The 15,710-nt window shown below is 72.3% G+C and carries 17 protein-coding genes, 2 tRNA genes and 1 riboswitch; of the genes, 10 read left to right on the top strand and 9 right to left on the bottom strand.

Annotated elements, in window-relative coordinates; translation table 11 throughout:
* Nucleotides 1-405: a hypothetical protein gene (locus ABZ805_RS09735; RefSeq protein ID WP_358436967.1), complete on the top strand. Its 405-nt coding sequence runs from the start codon at nt 1-3 to the stop codon at nt 403-405.
* A gap of 220 nt (nt 406-625) precedes the next feature.
* Nucleotides 626-1,759: a polysaccharide pyruvyl transferase family protein gene (locus ABZ805_RS09740; RefSeq protein ID WP_358436969.1), complete on the top strand. Its 1,134-nt coding sequence runs from the start codon at nt 626-628 to the stop codon at nt 1,757-1,759.
* A 25-nt stretch (nt 1,760-1,784) separates the two neighbouring features.
* Here the strand turns inward: ABZ805_RS09740 and ABZ805_RS09745 are convergent, their stop codons facing one another.
* The 4 genes from ABZ805_RS09745 to ABZ805_RS09760 all read right to left on the bottom strand — a co-directional run bounded on the left by ABZ805_RS09745 (nt 1,785) and on the right by ABZ805_RS09760 (nt 4,226).
* Nucleotides 1,785-1,961, bottom strand: a complete 177-nt coding sequence (locus ABZ805_RS09745) for a hypothetical protein (protein WP_358436972.1) — start codon at nt 1,959-1,961, stop codon at nt 1,785-1,787.
* 286 nt (nt 1,962-2,247) lie between these two features.
* A complete protein-coding gene (locus tag ABZ805_RS09750) occupies nt 2,248-2,967 on the bottom strand; it encodes a TenA family protein (protein ID WP_358436975.1) in 720 nt (239 codons plus the stop codon).
* A gap of 19 nt (nt 2,968-2,986) precedes the next feature.
* The gene (gene thiD / locus ABZ805_RS09755; RefSeq protein WP_358436978.1) at nt 2,987-3,874 is read right to left on the bottom strand and encodes a bifunctional hydroxymethylpyrimidine kinase/phosphomethylpyrimidine kinase; all 888 of its coding nucleotides are present in this window, start codon (nt 3,872-3,874) and stop codon (nt 2,987-2,989) included.
* A riboswitch (TPP riboswitch) is annotated at nt 3,868-3,963 on the bottom strand. It overlaps the preceding gene by 7 nt.
* A 32-nt stretch (nt 3,964-3,995) precedes the next feature.
* On the bottom strand, nt 3,996-4,226 hold the full coding sequence (locus ABZ805_RS09760; RefSeq protein WP_358436981.1) for a lipoyl domain-containing protein: 231 nt from the start codon (nt 4,224-4,226) through the stop codon (nt 3,996-3,998).
* A 321-nt stretch (nt 4,227-4,547) separates the two neighbouring features.
* Between ABZ805_RS09760 and ABZ805_RS09765 the strand changes: the two genes are divergently transcribed.
* Nucleotides 4,548-4,829 (top strand): hypothetical protein, encoded by a 282-nt coding sequence (locus ABZ805_RS09765; RefSeq protein WP_358436984.1) that lies wholly within the window; start codon nt 4,548-4,550, stop codon nt 4,827-4,829.
* Nucleotides 4,830-4,904: 75 nt separating this feature from the next.
* On the top strand, nt 4,905-5,636 hold the full coding sequence (locus tag ABZ805_RS09770; protein ID WP_358436987.1) for a hypothetical protein: 732 nt from the start codon (nt 4,905-4,907) through the stop codon (nt 5,634-5,636).
* 48 nt (nt 5,637-5,684) lie between these two features.
* Here ABZ805_RS09770 and ABZ805_RS09775 read toward each other — a convergent pair whose 3' ends face one another.
* Complete coding sequence (locus ABZ805_RS09775) at nt 5,685-6,074, bottom strand: hypothetical protein (RefSeq protein WP_358436990.1); 390 nt, start codon at nt 6,072-6,074, stop codon at nt 5,685-5,687.
* Between the two features lie 168 nt (nt 6,075-6,242).
* Here ABZ805_RS09775 and ABZ805_RS09780 point away from each other — a divergent pair, with 168 nt between their 5' ends.
* The 4 genes from ABZ805_RS09780 (at nt 6,243) to ABZ805_RS09795 (ending at nt 9,082) form a co-directional block, all read left to right on the top strand.
* Nucleotides 6,243-6,458, top strand: a complete 216-nt coding sequence (locus ABZ805_RS09780) for a hypothetical protein (protein WP_358436993.1) — start codon at nt 6,243-6,245, stop codon at nt 6,456-6,458.
* Between the two features lie 71 nt (nt 6,459-6,529).
* Nucleotides 6,530-8,203, top strand: a complete 1,674-nt coding sequence (locus tag ABZ805_RS09785; RefSeq protein WP_358436996.1) for an AMP-binding protein — start codon at nt 6,530-6,532, stop codon at nt 8,201-8,203.
* A gap of 57 nt (nt 8,204-8,260) precedes the next feature.
* A complete protein-coding gene (gene orn / locus ABZ805_RS09790) occupies nt 8,261-8,899 on the top strand; it encodes an oligoribonuclease (RefSeq protein WP_358436998.1) in 639 nt (212 codons plus the stop codon).
* A 110-nt stretch (nt 8,900-9,009) separates the two neighbouring features.
* Nucleotides 9,010-9,082: transfer RNA gene (locus tag ABZ805_RS09795), tRNA-His, on the top strand.
* A gap of 262 nt (nt 9,083-9,344) precedes the next feature.
* Here ABZ805_RS09795 and ABZ805_RS09800 read toward each other — a convergent pair.
* Nucleotides 9,345-10,490, bottom strand: a complete 1,146-nt coding sequence (locus ABZ805_RS09800) for an Ig-like domain-containing protein (RefSeq protein WP_358437001.1) — start codon at nt 10,488-10,490, stop codon at nt 9,345-9,347.
* A gap of 348 nt (nt 10,491-10,838) precedes the next feature.
* Between ABZ805_RS09800 and ABZ805_RS09805 the strand changes: the two genes are divergently transcribed.
* Nucleotides 10,839-10,914 (top strand) — tRNA-Lys (locus ABZ805_RS09805).
* A 195-nt stretch (nt 10,915-11,109) separates the two neighbouring features.
* Here the strand turns inward: ABZ805_RS09805 and ABZ805_RS09810 are convergent.
* Nucleotides 11,110-11,868 carry a DeoR/GlpR family DNA-binding transcription regulator gene (locus tag ABZ805_RS09810; RefSeq protein ID WP_358437004.1) on the bottom strand — a complete coding sequence of 253 codons (759 nt, stop codon included), beginning with the start codon at nt 11,866-11,868 and terminating at the stop codon, nt 11,110-11,112.
* A gap of 73 nt (nt 11,869-11,941) precedes the next feature.
* Here ABZ805_RS09810 and ABZ805_RS09815 point away from each other — a divergent pair, with 73 nt between their 5' ends.
* Entirely contained in the window at nt 11,942-13,120 is a 1,179-nt protein-coding gene (locus ABZ805_RS09815; protein WP_358437006.1) for an MFS transporter, read from the top strand.
* A 10-nt stretch (nt 13,121-13,130) separates the two neighbouring features.
* Here ABZ805_RS09815 and ABZ805_RS09820 read toward each other — a convergent pair whose 3' ends face one another.
* Both ABZ805_RS09820 and ABZ805_RS09825 read right to left on the bottom strand, forming a co-directional pair.
* Nucleotides 13,131-14,099, bottom strand: coding sequence for a zinc-binding dehydrogenase (locus ABZ805_RS09820; RefSeq protein ID WP_358437009.1), 969 nt, complete (start codon nt 14,097-14,099; stop codon nt 13,131-13,133).
* Nucleotides 14,100-14,136: 37 nt separating this feature from the next.
* Complete coding sequence (locus ABZ805_RS09825) at nt 14,137-15,558, bottom strand: MFS transporter (protein WP_358437012.1); 1,422 nt, start codon at nt 15,556-15,558, stop codon at nt 14,137-14,139.
* Nucleotides 15,559-15,710: the final 152 nt, after the last annotated feature.

Raw genomic sequence — 15,710 nt, forward strand, 5'->3', positions numbered from 1 at the left:
GTGGAGCTAGTCGTCTTGTCCTTCGCCGGCGGCGCGGTGGTCGCCGCCCTGCTCTTCTGGCCGCTGCTGCGCCGGGCCCGCACGCACGCGGACGGGCCGCCCACCGGCAAGCACGCGCTGCGCGCCCCGCGGGCCACCGCCCCGGCGGCCGCCGCCGGGACCACGGCCACCGCGCGGCCCGCCACCGGCGAGGCCGACGCCGAACCGCACCCCATCCCCCGCCAGGAGACGGCCGCGGACCGCGCCACGGAACCCGTCCCCGACGAGCCCGCCACCGGCAACGAGCTCGGCGTCACCGTCTCGACGCTGCCGACGGCGCTGTTCCACGAGCACTACGAGGCGAAGTTCCGCCGCACCCGCGACCGCATCGACCGGCTCCGCGACCAGCTCCACGAGCAGAACTGACCGCACGCCCCACGGCGGCAACGACTCGGTGATATCACCGAGTCGTTGCCGCCGTTCCTGTTGCGCGCGCACCGGGTTGCGGCCGACCGGAGCAGCGCGCCGCCGCCGAACGCGCCCCCGCGCGGCCGCCGCGGATGCCTCCGAGCGGGACCCACCGCACCGTGTTGTTAGGTTCGGCGCCTACCGCGCCCAGCCGCGAACCCGAACGGTGGAGAACCCAGTGTCGAGTCCCGCAACGCCCCCCACGCTGTACCTGGTCGCCACGACCGGGAATCCGAACTACGGCGACGAGCTGATCGCCGCGACCTGGCTGAAGTACCTCGCCCAGGTCGCCCCGGACAGCGAGGTGTGGCTCGACTGCCCCAACCCCGGCCCCAGCGAAGTACTGCTCGGCCACCTGCACCCGCACGTCCGGTTCACCGACACGCTGTGGCGGCTGTGCTGGTCGGCGCCCTCCGACGAACCGTGGGAGGTGGCGTCGTTCGTGCAGCACGCCATGATCAACCCGGGGCTGGCGCCGCACTGGCTGGCGGGCATCGAGCTCGCCGCGCGCGCCGACCTGGTGCACATCATCGGCGGCGGGTTCATCAACTCCATCTGGCCGCGGCACTACGGGCTGCTGGCGGGCGCGGTCGCCGCGGTGCGCCGCTCCGGCGGGCGCGCCGTGATGACCGGGCAGGGCCTGTGGCCGACACCGGAGGAGGCGCGCCCGCTGGTGCGCAACCTCGCCTCGCAGTTCGAGCTGATCGACGTGCGCGACGAACCGTCCGCCGAACTGCTCGACTCCGCGGGCCAGCTCACCGCCACCGGCGACGACATGTTCTTCGGCATCGCCCCCGAGCTGTACCGCACCGACGACCTGCGCGACGTGATGATCTGCCTGCAGTCGGACCTGCTGGACGTCACGGTGCCCGCGCTGGCCGGGTTCCTGCTCGACACGCTGCGCGCCTGGGACGTGCGGCCCGAGCAGGTCGGCGTCATCGAAGGCATCCCGCGGGTGGACCGCGAGGTGTTCGCCCTCGTCGAGCACGACCTGCCCGGCGCCCGCTTCTACCCGTTCTCCGAGATCATGGACCACGGGCTGCCCGCGGCCGCCGGCCAGCGCTGGCTGTCGACCCGGTTCCACATGCACCTGATGGCCGCGGCGGCCGGGGCGCACGGCGTCGCCGTGTCGATCAACTCCGGGTACTACACGAACAAGCACCGCTCGCTGATCCAGCGCGGCTCCGGCTGGGGCCTCAGCGAAGGCCTCCAGGTGCCGCCGCAGCCGCAGGAGGGCGGCTACGAGCGGTCGACGCTGGACGCGCTGCAGGAGGCCAAGTCGAAGCTCGCCTGGTCCATCTACGGGGACTGAACCGCCGAGCCGGGCGGCGACGCGATCAGGCCGCCGCCTGCCCGGTCTCGCAGGTGCCCTCGGCGCGGGGCCGCAGCACGTGGATGTCCGCGGACGATGTCTCAGGCTCCGTCTCCGCCTGGGCGGACTCGGCGTCCGCCCGGCGGTCGGCGATGTAGAAGGGGGCTGCGGCCAGCACCGGCACCAGCATCCCCGCCAGCATGATCAGAATTGAAGTCCCCGTACTCAAGGCCACCGAACCCCGCGCGGTGGGAGGCGGACCCCCCACGACCGAACACGCCGAACGAACGTGTCGTTTGCCTCATCGTCGTGGCTGAGGGTGTTCGTTAACACGGTCCGAAAGTGCTCCTGATCACGCTGCTCGCGAGCGCCCCCACCACCGCTGACCACCCGCGGCACCGCCCCCGTCGCGCGCGGGCGGCCGTTGCGGAGGGTGATCGGATCGGGCGGCCCGCCGACGTGCGAAAACCGTGCCGCCGCAACGACTTTCACCGCGGGATCCACCGCGCCGTCGGCCACTGCTCGAGCCGCCAGGCGCCGTCCCAGAACATCCACTCGTACTCGCTCGCCCGGGTGAACGCGGCCAGCATCCGCTCCCGCACCGGTTCGTCGGCGGCGGCCGCCGCCCGGTCGGTGAGCTCGCGGGCCGCCAGCACCGCCTCGGCGAACTCCTCGTCGGCGTAGGTCTCGATCCACCGGCGGTACGGGTGCGCCGACGCGTCGCCGACGGCGGCGAGGATCTCGCTGCCCACGTGCTGGTACACCCAGAAACACGGCAGCACCGCCGCCAGCAGCACCGGGTACGGGTCCACCAGCGCGCTCGCCCGCAGGAACGAGGTGTAGGCGGTGCACGACGGCGAGGTGACCACGCCCGCGCCCGCCAGATCGTCCGCGGACAGCCCGAACTCCTCGACGTAGCCCGCGTGCAACCGGCGTTCCTCCACCAGCGCACCCCGCGCGGCCCCCGCCAGGAACGCCGCGTCCGCCGGATCATCGGACCGGGTCGCGGCCGCGGACAGCGCCTGCGCGAACGCGATCAGGTAGCGGGCGTCCTGCACGATGTAGAACGCGAACCGCTCCCGGTCGAGGGTGCCGTCGGCGAGCGCCGCGTTGAACGGGTGCGCCACCACGGCCCGTTGCAGCTCGGCGGTGCGTTCCCAGGCCTTAGCGCAGAAACCGCCCGCGGGCGGATCGGGCAACCTGCTCATGATCTCCGCTCCTCCGATCTCACCACCAGCGGTGGAAGTGGTGCACGGGCCCGTGCCCGCGCCCCACGTCGAGGCGCTCCGCGGCCCGCAACGCCTCGGTCAGGTACTCCTTGCCGTCGCGCACCGCGCTCGCCCAGTCCGGCCTGCGGGGGCGCAGCGCCGCGATGGCCGCCGACAGCGTGCAGCCGGTGCCGTGGTCGTTCGTGGTGTCGATCCGCTCGCTGCGCAGCCAACGCACCTCCCCGTCGCCGCGGAACAAGTCGGCGCTCGCCGGTTCCGCGCGCAGGTGCCCGCCCTTGAGCAGCACCTGCTTGGCGCCCAGGTCCGCGAGCCGCTCGGCCTGCGCGGCCATCCCGGCCGAGCCGGTGATCTCCGGTTCGCCCAGCAGGTCCGCCGCCTCCGGCAGGTTCGGGGTGATCAGGTCGACCCGCGGCAGCAGCTCGTCCCGCAGCACCGCCACCGCGTCGTCGGCGAGCAGCCGGTGCCCGCTCTTGGCGACCATCACCGGATCCAGCACCACGTGCGGCGGGGCGTAGCGGTCCAGCACGGCGACCACCGCGCGGATCACCTCGGCGTTCGCCAGCATCCCGATCTTCACCGCGTCCACCCGCACGTCGTCGAGCAGCGTCGCCAGCTGGGCGGTGACGAACTCCGGCGGCACCTCGCGGACCTCCGCGACACCGGTGGTGGTCTGCGCGACCAGCGCGGTCACCACGGACATGCCGTAGGCGCCGTTCGCGGAGAAGGCCTTCAGATCGGCCTGGATCCCGGCCCCACCGCTGGGGTCGGTGCCCGCGATGGTCAGCACGTTCGGGATCCGCCCGGAGCCGGACCGGGCGGCACGAGTGGTCTGGTCAGCAGGGCCGGTCTGGGCAGGACGGCCGGTCTGGGCAGCACGAGTGGTCACGTCGGTGACGTCCCTCCGCTAGCACGAACTAGGTCAGGTTCGACGGGTCTGCTCTCAGCCCGGTCGCCCGGGCACCCCGCGTCACTGGCCCCAACCTAGCAACGGGCGTCAACCCGGCGGTTCACTCGACGAGGCCGATGATCGCGCCCGCGGTGAACCGCTCCCCCGCCCTGCCCTGCCGCCACAGCGTCCCGCTCGCCGGGGCGCGCACCGTGCGCGGCGTTCCACCGGTCAGCACTTCGGCGACCGGGGCGCCGCTGCGGACCCGGGCGCCGTCCCGGACCAGCCAGCGGGTGAGCGAACCGGGTTCCTGCGGATCCTCGGGCGGACGTGGGAAGTGCAGGTCCGTCACGGCCGCGCCTCCTCTTCCGCTCGACTCGTCCGCGGACGACGAGCGCGGAGATCGGCGATCAGCATGATCGGTGATCCTTCTCACCACAAGCAGATCTCGGGCTCGGTTCGCTGGGTCGAGCGGCGCAGCAGCACGTCAGCGGCGGGGTCAGACCGCTGGGCCGAACAGTCGCTCTCACACGATCGGAGCAGCGCAGCCGGCGCCAGCCGCCGCTACGCGAATGCAACGTGGCAGCTGGTCGTTCCGTCTAGAGTTCGAGATCCGGCCAGTGGACCGAAGCCGGACGAACTGCGCCCGCGGGTCGTCCTGACAGGTATGGGGGTGGGACGGCACATGTTCCCCGATCAAGAGCACGTGTGGTGGATCGTCGGAGCGGGCAAGCGCCTCCGGCACGCGATCACGGTGCGCCCGGGCGCCAGACCCGCCGGGGATCCGGTGCAGACCCTCTGCGACACGACGATCAAGCTCCCGCACGAGACCTGGCCGGCCACCAAGGAACCGTCGAGCCGCCGCATCACGGAGCGTTGCGCGGAGTGCGAGCGGGCCGTGGACGAACAGCTGGAACGTGACGGCGATCTCGTCGTCACCACCTGGGACGCGTAGGCGCGAGGGAAGTCACACCGCCGACAGCTGATCGCCTAGTGAGGCGACCCTGCGTGGCGGATTAAAGTTGACGCAATGGACACCACTGCCGACGCCCCTCAGTCCGCCCGCTCCCGCCGCTCCACCCGGCCGGATCCGGCGGAGGTCTGGGCTCCGCTGGCCGGTCTCGCCGACGCCGCAGCGCAGGGCGGGACGTCCGGAGCCGTCGCCATCACCCGCGGGTTCGACCGCAACAGCAGGCTGCGCGCCAAGGCGCTGCGCGATCTGCTGGAGGAGCGCGGGGTCGCGGCCATCGAGATCACCCCGGCCGTGGGCAGCGAGCGGCTGCTCGCCGACAGCGAGATCACCTCGGTGGTGAACCTGATCGGCGCCGGTTCCTGGCAGCCGTACCGGCTGGCCGCGAAGCTGCGCGCCCCGCTGCTGGCCGTGCGCGGCGACGAGACGGGCGGGCCGGAGTCGCGGGACGTCATCGGCGTCACCGCGTCCGAGGACCGGCGCGACGTCGCCCTCTCGCACGTCGCGGTGCGCCCGGAGACCGAGGGCCAGGGCAGCCTGATCGTCACCGCCGACGGCGAGCCGGTCTCGGTGCCGGGTGGTTCCGCGGCGATCACGCTGCACGAGCAGCGGCTCGAGGTCCGGCTCGCGGGCCCGGACTTCGCCGAGCAGACCTTCGCCGCCACCGAAGTTCAGGTGGAGACCGCGGACGCGCCGCACCGGCTGGTGCGGGACGAGCTGCCGATCGCCGACTTCGAGGGTGCGCTGACGTTCACCGCCGAGCCGGGCGCGCTGACGGTCCGCCCGGTCTGACCGGTTCCCCCGCGCGGCCCCGCTCGACCGGGGCCGCGGGGAACCCGTTCACAGCACGCGGTTCAGCAGCGCGACCAGCGCCGCGAGCACCACGCCCACCAGCGCCAGCGTGAGCGGGGCGAGGGTGCCGGGGTTCAGCGCGTTGAACAGCGTCCAGCAGAGCACGAGCAGCGCCACCAGGCCCAGCAGCCCGATCATCGCGGCCATCAGCGGCCGGTGCCGCGGCAGCGCGCGCAGGTTGCCGCGGGCGACCGGCGTCATCCGCTGGTACGTGATCCACACCGGCAGCGCCACGAGCGCCACGACGAGGACGCCGAACAGCGAGTCGGCCCGGCTCGGGCCGTGCCCGAGACCGAGCAGCAGACCCAGCACGCCGACCGCGAGCACCAGCAGCACGCGGTGCAGGGTGCGCCACAGCAACCTGTCGTAACCAGCCATGATCGCAGTCTCCCAGGGCCGCTCCGACCGGCGGCGGAACCCCGCGGGCAACCTCCCGGTGGAAATTCCAAGATTAATCAGGCGAACACCCGTCACGTCGGTGATCCTGAGTCGTCTTACTACCGGAGGACGTACCGGACGAACGTCCCGCGAGGGAGGGGAGGTCGCGTGACCGACAACGAGCAGTGGCAGGTGAGCTGCCGCGATGTGGCTGGCCGGCGGCGGAACATGGCGGTGTACGTGAACCAGGGCAACGTCGTGGTCGTCGCACCGCCCGGGGAGACCGCGGTGCTGGCACCATTGGAGGCGGGCCGCCTGCGGGCCGCGATCCGGGAGGCCGTGGTGTCGGCGGCGGCACCGGAACACCCCGTTCCGGACCGGTGAGCCCTTCCCCCGCGTCGTCCCCCGAGGCATTATCTACCGATGAGTAGCTAAATCGGAGGAGACGCGTGGCGATGTTGCGACGGCCGGCGATACGGACACGAGGCGAGGCGGCGAAGGCGGCCGTCCGGGCCGGGGCGGATCGCCTCGCCCCACCGCTGCAGACGCTGTGGTTGCTGACCCGGCAGGGCGTCGTCCGCCCGATGCGCCCGGACAAGCTGCTGCGCATCGTCTTCGCCTGGCGGCGCTGGGGCGTCACCCCCGCGCTGGGCTACGCCGTCGCCGCGATCCGGCACCCCGACCGGCCCGCCGTGATCGACGAGCGCGGCGCGCTGAGCTTCCTCGAACTGGAGCAGCGCACCACCCGCCTCGCCCGCGGGCTGCGCGCCCGCGGCATCCGGGACACCAGCCGGGTCGCGGTGCTGTGCCGCAACCACCACGGGCTCGTCGAGACCATCGTGGCCTGCGGCAAGATCGGCGCCGACGTGGTGCTGCTCAACACCGGGCTGCGCCCGCACCAGATGCGCACCGTGCTCGAGGAGCAGCGCGCCGACCTGCTCATCGCCGACGTCGAGTTCGTCGAGGCGCTGCCCGACCTGGAGCTCGACGTGGTGCTCGCCTGGACCGAGGGCACCACCCGCAAGGCCACCCTGGAGCACCTCATCGGCAGCTCCGCCACCGGTACGCTGCCGCGCCGCCCCCGGCACGCGCGGATCATCGTGCTCACCTCCGGCACCACCGGCGCCCCGAAGGGCGCCCGCAGGCCCGCGCCGCCCGGGGTCGGCCCCGCGGCGACGATCATGTCCCGGATGCCGCTGCGCGCCGGGGAGCGGATCATGCTGGCGGCGCCGATCTTCCACACCTGGGGCCTGGCCGCGTTCCAGCTCGGTTCGGCCATCGGCGCCACCCTGGTGCTGCGCCGCAAGTTCGAGCCGCAGCAGGCGCTCGCGGCCGTGCAGCGGCACCGCGCGACGGCGCTGTTCGTGGTGCCGGTGATGCTGCAGCGCATCCTGGACCTGCCGCGGGAGGCGATCGAGCCCTACGACACGTCGTCGCTGCGGATCGTGGCCGCCAGCGGTTCGGCGCTGCCTGCCGACCTCGCCACCCGCTTCCAGCGCGTGTTCGGCGAGGTCCTCTACAACTTCTACGGCTCCACCGAGGCGTCGTGGGTGAGCATCGCCACGCCGCGCGAGCTCGCCGACTCCCCCGGCACCGCGGGGCGCCCGCCGCGCGGTACCAGCGTGCGGATCCTCGACGAGCAGGGCGCGCAGGTGCGCGACGGCGAGACCGGGCGGATCTTCGTCCGCAACGACATGCTCTTCGAGGGCTACACCGGCGGCGGTGGCAAGGAGGTCCGCGACGGCATGCTCGCCACCGGCGACCTGGGCCGCATCGACGAGGCCGGGCGGCTGCAGGTGGTGGGCCGCGAGGACGACATGATCGTCTCGGGTGGCGAGAACGTGTACCCGAAGGAGACCGAGGACGCGATCGCCACGCTGCCGGAGATCTCCGAAGTCGCCGTGATCGGCGTGGACGACGCCGAGTTCGGCCAGCGCCTCGCCGCGTACGTGGTGCTCGTCGACGGCGCCGAGCTGGACGGCGAGGCGGTGCGGGAACGGGTCCGGCCCGCGCTGCCCGGTTTCGCGCTGCCCCGCGACGTCGTGTTCCTGTCCGAGCTGCCGCGCAACGCCACCGGCAAGGTCGTGCCCGCGCGGCTGCGCGAGGGTTCCGCCGATACCGAACGGTGATCTGCGCGGCGCCGGTGCGATCCCGGTGCCCGGCCGCACCGCGTTAGGCTCGGTGAGGTGAACGACCGTCTAGTGTGGATCGACTGTGAAATGACCGGTCTCGACCTGGGCAAGGACGCTCTGATCGAGATCGCCGCCCTGGTCACCGACGCCGACCTCAACATCCTCGGCGAGGGCGTGGACATCGTGATCCACGCCCCGGACGAGGCGCTGTCGGGGATGCCCGAGGTGGTGCGGGACATGCACGCCCGCTCCGGGCTGACCGAGGAGGTGCGGCGCTCCGCGGTCACCACGGCCGAGGCCGAACAACGCGTCCTGGACTACATCCGCGAGCACGTGCCGGACACCGTGTCGGCGCCGCTGGCGGGCAATTCCATCGCCACCGACCGCGGGTTCATCGCCCGCGACATGCCTGCGCTGGACGCGCACCTGCACTACCGCATGGTGGACGTGTCCTCCATCAAGGAGTTGTGCCGGCGCTGGTTCCCGCGGATCTACTACGCGCAGCCGGAGAAGGGCCTGGCGCACCGCGCGCTCGCGGACGTGCGGGAGTCCATCCGCGAGCTGGCGTACTACCGGCGGACCGCGTTCGTGGCGGAGCCGGGGCCGACCACCGAGCAGGCGCAGGCCGTCGCAGCGGACCTGCTGGCCGGCCACGGCCCGGCGGGCACCGGCCGGAGCTCCGACCAGGAGTGATACCGGTTCCGCACCCGGCCGGGAGCCCGGTCGCAGCCCGCCGCGCGGCGCACGCTAGGATATTCGTGTTGCTCCGGACGACCGGGTTCACCGGCCGATCGGAAGCTGCGGTGGGTGTAGCTCAGTAGGTAGAGCACTGGGTTGTGGTCCCAGGAGTCGCGGGTTCGAATCCCGTCACTCACCCCGCGAGAAAAGGCCCGCTCCTTCCCGGAGCGGGCCTTTCGCATTGCGGGGGAACGGAAATCCCCGAACCACTTTTTCCCGTCAGCGGCGAGGCCGCTGAGCGCCGACCACGCACGCGCCCGGCACCGCCGCGGATTCTCCGCGGCTTCCTCGCTGCGGGATCGTTTTCACAGGTGGCTCTCCGCCACGCGCGACAACGCCGTCCTCGCGAGGAAGCCGCTGAGGTTCCGCCACTCGCCCCGCCGAGCAGGGCGAGCGATCTTCACCGGTTGCCCGCCGTCCATTCCGTCCAGGGGACCTGCCAGTCGCCGAAACCGTCCCAGGACCGCAGGTTCGGCCCGCCGGAGTTGGTGATCTCGACGACGTCGCCCTTCTTGAGCAGGTCGTAGATCCACTTGGCGTTGGCGTCGCTCATGTTGATGCAGCCGTGGCTGACGTTGCTGCTGCCCTGCTGGGCGACCGACCACGGGGCCGCGTGCAGGAATTCGCCGCCGTTGGAGATGCGCACGGCCCACTTGACCTCGGTGCGGTAGCCGCCGTTGTCGACGTCGAGGCCGTAGCTGGACGAGTCCATGATCTTCGTGGCGTGGTGCTCGGTGACGACGTGCACGCCGTTGTTGGACGGCCAGGCGGGCTTGCCGAGGGAGACCGGCATGGTCCGCTGGGTGACCCCGTTGACGTCGATCGACATGGTGTGGCTGGAGCCGTCGGCGTGGAGCACGACGGCGTCGCCGATGGTGATGGTGGCGGTGCGGTTCTCCTCGCCCCAGGAGCCGTTGCCGAGGTCCTTGCCGTAGACGTCCGCGTTGATGGTGATCTTCGTGCCGGGCTTCCAGTAGTGCTCGGGCCGCCAGTGCACTTCGCGGTCGTCGAACCAGTAGAAGGCGCCTTCGACGGCCGGTTCGGTCTGGATGCGGATGGCCTCTTCGGCCTTCGCCTTGTCCGGGGCGGGCGCGTTCTCGGAGAAGTAGAAGGCGAGCGGCTGGCCGACGCCGACGGTCTCGCCGTCGAGCGGGTTCATCGACACGTAGGTCTGGTTCTCGGGATCGATGGTGCTGAACGTGGATTCCTGGACGACCGGCGCGCCCGCGGCGCCCTGCAGGGTGAGCTTCGCGGTGTAGGTCTTGCCGTAGCCGAGGGGCTCGGACGCGGACCAGCTCGACCCGTCCGGCGCGACGGTGTTGGCGACCGCCTTGCCGTCCTGGTTCACCAGTTCGGCGGCGGTGATCGTGCCGTCGACGGCGGTGGCCGTGATGGGGGCGGTCGGCGAGATCTGCTGGGCACCGTTCGCCGGGTCGAACCGCGCGGAGGCGGGCGGCGGCGGCGGGGGCGCCTGGGCGCCGCTGGTCCCGCCGCCGGTGCAGGACGCGAGGAGCACGCCCACCAGCACCACGACCGCAGCAGGCACCGCACGGGACGACAACCCTAGAACTCTCCCGACAGAGTTAAGACACAGCTTCATGCGTGACTGTCCGTTCGATCCGATCCCCACATCCGACTGAGACCAGTGTGCATCAGCCCCCCGACCGTGTAGCCGACGACCAGCCCTGCACGAAGAGTCAACCGCGGATCTTCACCCGTCAGACGCACGACCACACCCCCCGGTTGCTCGCTCAGCGACATCGAACCCCGCCGACCGGCTGAAACACCACCGCGCACCCCCGAAGGGACCCCCCGATTCATCCCCCGAAACGGGGTGCTAAAGTTTCTTTCGTCGCCAGGGAGACGGCAAGAACGAAATCCCGGCGGACACCCAGCGCCAATAGCTCAACTGGCAGAGCAGCTGACTCTTAATCAGCGGGTTCGGGGTTCGAGTCCCTGTTGGCGCACCACAACCCCAGGTCACACGGCCTGGGGTTTTTCTTTTGCTCTCGAAATCCGCTGCGGACCACCACCAGCCCCCGATTCGGACGATGGGTGGCCGGATGACCGCGGCGGGCCGCGGTCGAGCACCCGATTTCGACCGAGCGTCCCCCTGCCGTATCCCCTCCGCTCGGCTCTGATCATCGGCACGCCCGAGGGCCGGGTCAGGTGGTTCGGACGGTCACTCCTGCTGATTCGAAGGCGGTGACTTCGGTGTCGGGGGCCGCCGCGTCGGTGATGAGGGCGTGCAGGGCCGTGGGGGGCGCGACGAAGGCGAGCGAGGTGCGGGTGAGCTTGGCCGAGTCGGTGACGGCGATGACGCGGCGGGCGGAGGCCATGGCGGCGCGCTTGGTGGCGGCGTCGTCGAGGTCGTAGGCGGTGAGGCCGTCGGCGGCGGTGAGGCCGCAGCAGCCGAGGATCGCGGTGTCGAAGCGCAGCGCGGCCAGCGAGGCGTGGGTGAGCGGGCCGGTGAAGGCGAGTTCCTGGGCGCGCGGCCTGCCGCCGGGGACCAGCAGGGTGATCTCCGGTGCCGTGGCCAGTTCGTTCGCCGCGTGCAGGGACAGGGGCACGACGGTCAGGCGGCGGTGCGCCAGTGCGCGGGCGACTTCGAGGCAGGTGGTGCCGCTGTCCAGCACGACCGATTCGCCGTCGGCGATCAGGTCGGCGGCTGCGGTGGCGATGCGCCGTTTGACGTCGGCGCCGTCCTGGGCGCGCAGCGCGAACGGCGGCTCGTCGCCGCGGAGCAGGAGGCTGCGTGCTCCACCGCGGTAGCGCTCGAGCACGCCTTCGTCGGCGAGCGCTTCGAGGTCGCGGCGGATCGTCATCTCGGAGGCACCGGTGAGCGCGGCGAGTTCGGCGACACCGAGCGAACCGGCCTCCCGCACCGCTTCGGTGATCCGCTTGAGCCGTTGTGCGCTGGACATGCTCCATGTGAACACGGACTCCGTCCACAGGTCAACATTTCGAACATCGAATATGTTCGTTATGTTTGAATTCATGAACACTCGGTTGCGGGCGGCGCGGATCGCCACGTTCGCCCACTTCGTCCTGTGCGGCTTCCTGATGGGCATGTGGATCGTGCACATCCCGGTGGTCGAGCGCGCGGTGCGGATCGATCACGCCCTGCTCGGCTGGCTCCTGCTGCTGCTCGGGGCGGGTGCCGTCGCGGCCATGCAGCTCGTGGGCCCGCTGACCGACCGGTTCGGCGCCCGGCTGGTCGTGCCGGTGAGCGCCGCCGCGTGCAGCCTCGCCGTGGTGCTGCCGGGGCTGGCGGTGGACGGCTGGACGCTCGGAATCGCGCTGCTGGTGTTCGGGTTCTGCAACGGCTGCCTCGACGTGAGCATGAACGCGCACGCGGTGCAGGTGGAGCGCGCGTACGGGCGGCCGGTGATGTCCGCCTTCCACGCCGCGTTCTCCGTCGGGGGCGTGGCCGCGGCGCTGATCGGGGCGCGCACCCTCGGCTGGGGGTGGAGCCCGGCGACCTCGCTCGGCGCCGCGGCGGTGCTGGGACTGGTGCTCGGCGCGGTCGCCGCGCGCGGGCTGCTGCGGCCGGAGCCCGCACCGGAACCCGTCGAGTCCACTTCGGACGGTCGTCGCCCGGTCGCGGGGCGGGTGTGGCTGCTGGCCGGGCTCGCGTTCCTGATCATGCTGTGCGAGGGCGTCGCCAACGACTGGAGCGCGCTGCACCTGCGCGACGTGCTGGGCGCGCAGCCCGCCACCGCCGCCCTCGGGTACGGGGCGTTCGCCACCACCATGACCGCGGGCCGGCTGCTCGCCGACCGGGTCGCGGCGCGGGTGGGGCCGCGGGTGGTCCTGCGGGGCGGGGCCGGGATCGCCGCGGTCGGGCTCACCGCGGCGGCGCTGTCCCCGTGGGTGCCGCTCGCGCTCGCCGGGTGGGCCGTGTTCGGCGTCGGCCTGGCCGGGTGCGTGCCGCAGCTGCTGAGCGCCGCCGGGCACGCCGACGACGCCGCGGCCGGGGCCAACGTCTCCCGGGTGGCCGGGCTCGGGTTCGTCGGCATGCTCGCCGGGCCCGCCGTGATCGGGCCGCTCACCTACGTGGTGCCGTTGAACCTGGCGTTCTTCCTGCCGGTGCTGTGCTGCGTCGCGGCCGTTGCCGCCGCCCGCAGCGCGCTGCCCGACCGCCGCGCACCGGCCACGAGTGCGCCGGTGCGCTGACGCGGCGGGATCAGGGGATCAGCAGGACCCGGCCGAAGGCGGCGCGGCTCTCGATGTGGCGGTGAGCGGCAGCGGCCTCGGCGAGCGGGAACTCGCGGTCCACGACCACGGTCAGCTCGCCCGCCGCGACCCGTCCGATGAGGCGTTCCACCAGCGCGCGGGTGCGGGCCGGGTCGTGCGCCATCTCGCCGCCGAAGTACACGCCGTTGAGCGAGGCGTTCTTGAACATCAGCGGGTCGAGCCGCGGCGGGTTCGGTTCCCGCCCGGCCTGGCCCACCCAGCTGATCCGGCCGCGGTAGGCCAGCGCGGCCACGCTGCTCTCCAAGGTGCGACCGCCGACCGGGTCCACCACCAGGTCGACGCCGCGGCCGTCGGTGAGCTCGGCGACCCGGGCGGCCACGTCCTCGTCCCGGTAGTTGATCGCGTGGTGCAGCCCGTGCTCGCCGAGCCGTGCCAGCTTCTCCGCGCTGGACGCCGTGCCGAGCACCGTGGCTCCCGCGGCGGCGGCCAGCTGCACCGCGGCCAGGCCGACACCGCCCGCCGCGGCCTGCACCAGCACCACTTCGCCCGCGCGCAACCGACCGAACTCGAACAGGCAGTCGTCGGCGGTGCCGAACTCGACGGGGATGCCGGCGGCCAGCCGGGGATCGAGGTCGTCGGGGACGCGGTAGGCGTTGTGCTCCGGCACCGCGGCCAGTTCCGCGTGCGAACCGTGCGGCATGAACGCCACGGCCCGCTGGCCCTCGCGCAGCCCGGTGACGTCCGCGCCGACGGCGGCGACGGTGCCCGCGGCCTGGTAGCCGACGACGTGCGGCGTGCTCGGCGGCGGCGCGGCCTGCCGGTGCAGCAGGTCCCCGCCCTGCACACCGACGGCCTCGATGCGCAGCAGCACCTCCCCCGGGCCCACCTCCGGGTCCGGGACGTCCGCGTAGCGCAGCACGTCCGGCCCGCCGTTCTCGTAGTACACCGCTGCCTTCACGACCACCACTCCCGATCAGCTCGACTTCCGCTCCCGATCATGCCCGGTCGTCCCGCTCGCGCATGTCCGCCACCGCCTCGCGGGCCTCTTCGCGGGAGGACACGGTGGGTTTCGCGCCCGGCAGCGGCAATCCCGCGGACTCGCGGGAGAACCAGGTCGCGATCAACCCCACGACGCCCGCCGCCATCAGCAGGAACGCGGGCGCCGTGCTGTGCCCGGTGCCGGTGACCAGCGCCTGCGACAGCAGCGGGGTGGTGCCGCCGAACAGCGCGACCGAGATGTTGAACCCGATGGACACGCCGCCGTAGCGCACCTCGGTGGGGAACAGCGCGGGCAGGCTCGACGGCATCGTGGAGCTGAACGCGATCAGCATCAGCCCGATCAGCACCAGCCCGGCCACCACCAGCCCCACCGAGCCGCGGCTGATCAGCCAGAACGCGGGCCAGGACAGCACCACCAGCGCCGCCGAGCCCGCCGTGATGATCGGCAACCGGCCGATCCGGTCCGAGATGCGCCCGAGCCGCACCACGAAACCCATGATGATCAGCATGGTGACCAGCACGAAGATCAGCGCCGAGGTGTGCGCGTAGTGCAGGTCCGCGGTGATGTAGGTGGGCATGTACGAGGTGAGCATGTAGTTGACCACGTTGAACACCGCCACCAGCGCCACGCACAACAGCAGCGGCCGCCAGTGGTCGCGGAAGATGGTGCGGTAGCCGGCCAGCTGCCCCTCGTCCGCGCCGCCGCTCTCCTGCTGCTGTTGCTGCGCGGGCGTCTCCTCCAGCCGGAACCGCAGGTACAGCCCGATCGCGCCGAGCGGCGCGGCCAGCAGGAACGGGATGCGCCAGCCCCAGCCCACCATGTCCTGCTCGCCCAGGGTCGTGAGCAGCACGGTGACCACGGCGGCGCCGAGCGAATACCCGGCGAGGGTGCCGAACTCCAGCCAGCTGGCGAGGAAACCGCGCCGCTTGTCCGGCGAGTACTCGGAGACGAACGTGGTGGCCCCGCCGTACTCGCCGCCGGTGGAGAAGCCCTGCACGACGCGGGCCACCAGCAGCAGCACCGGCGACCAGATGCCGATCGTCGCGTAGGACGGGATCAGGCCGATGGCGGTGGTGCCCGCCGCCATGGTCATCATCGTGATGGCCAGCACCTTCTTGCGCCCGATCCGGTCCCCCAGCGGGCCGAACACGAACCCGCCGAGCGGCCGGACCAGGAACGCAACGGCGAACGTGGCGAACGTGGCCAGCAGCTGCGCGGTGGCGTTCCCGGCGGGGAAGAACACCTTCCCGGTGATGACCACGAGGTAGCTGAACACCCCGAAGTCGAACCACTCCATCATGTTGCCGATGCCGGCGGCGGTGACCGCGCGCCGCACGTTGCCGACCTTGACGATGGTGACGAGGTCTTCGAGCCGACGAACCGGCCTGGTGCGACGTCCCGTCCTCGACGATGGCATTCCGCTGCGCCTCCTCGACCGCGGTTCCGCGTCCGAACGAGGGGTACCCGAGATCGGGTGCGGGCACGCCCGCCACTCCCCGACCGGGTGCACGCACCTCGCTGACCAGCGACGCCCGCCGCCGGGATTTTTTCCGGGTTCCCGGTCGTTGA

The organism is Saccharopolyspora sp. NPDC047091 (genome assembly GCF_040643635.1).
In the GTDB taxonomy this organism is placed as follows: Bacteria; Actinomycetota; Actinomycetes; order Mycobacteriales; family Pseudonocardiaceae; genus Saccharopolyspora_C.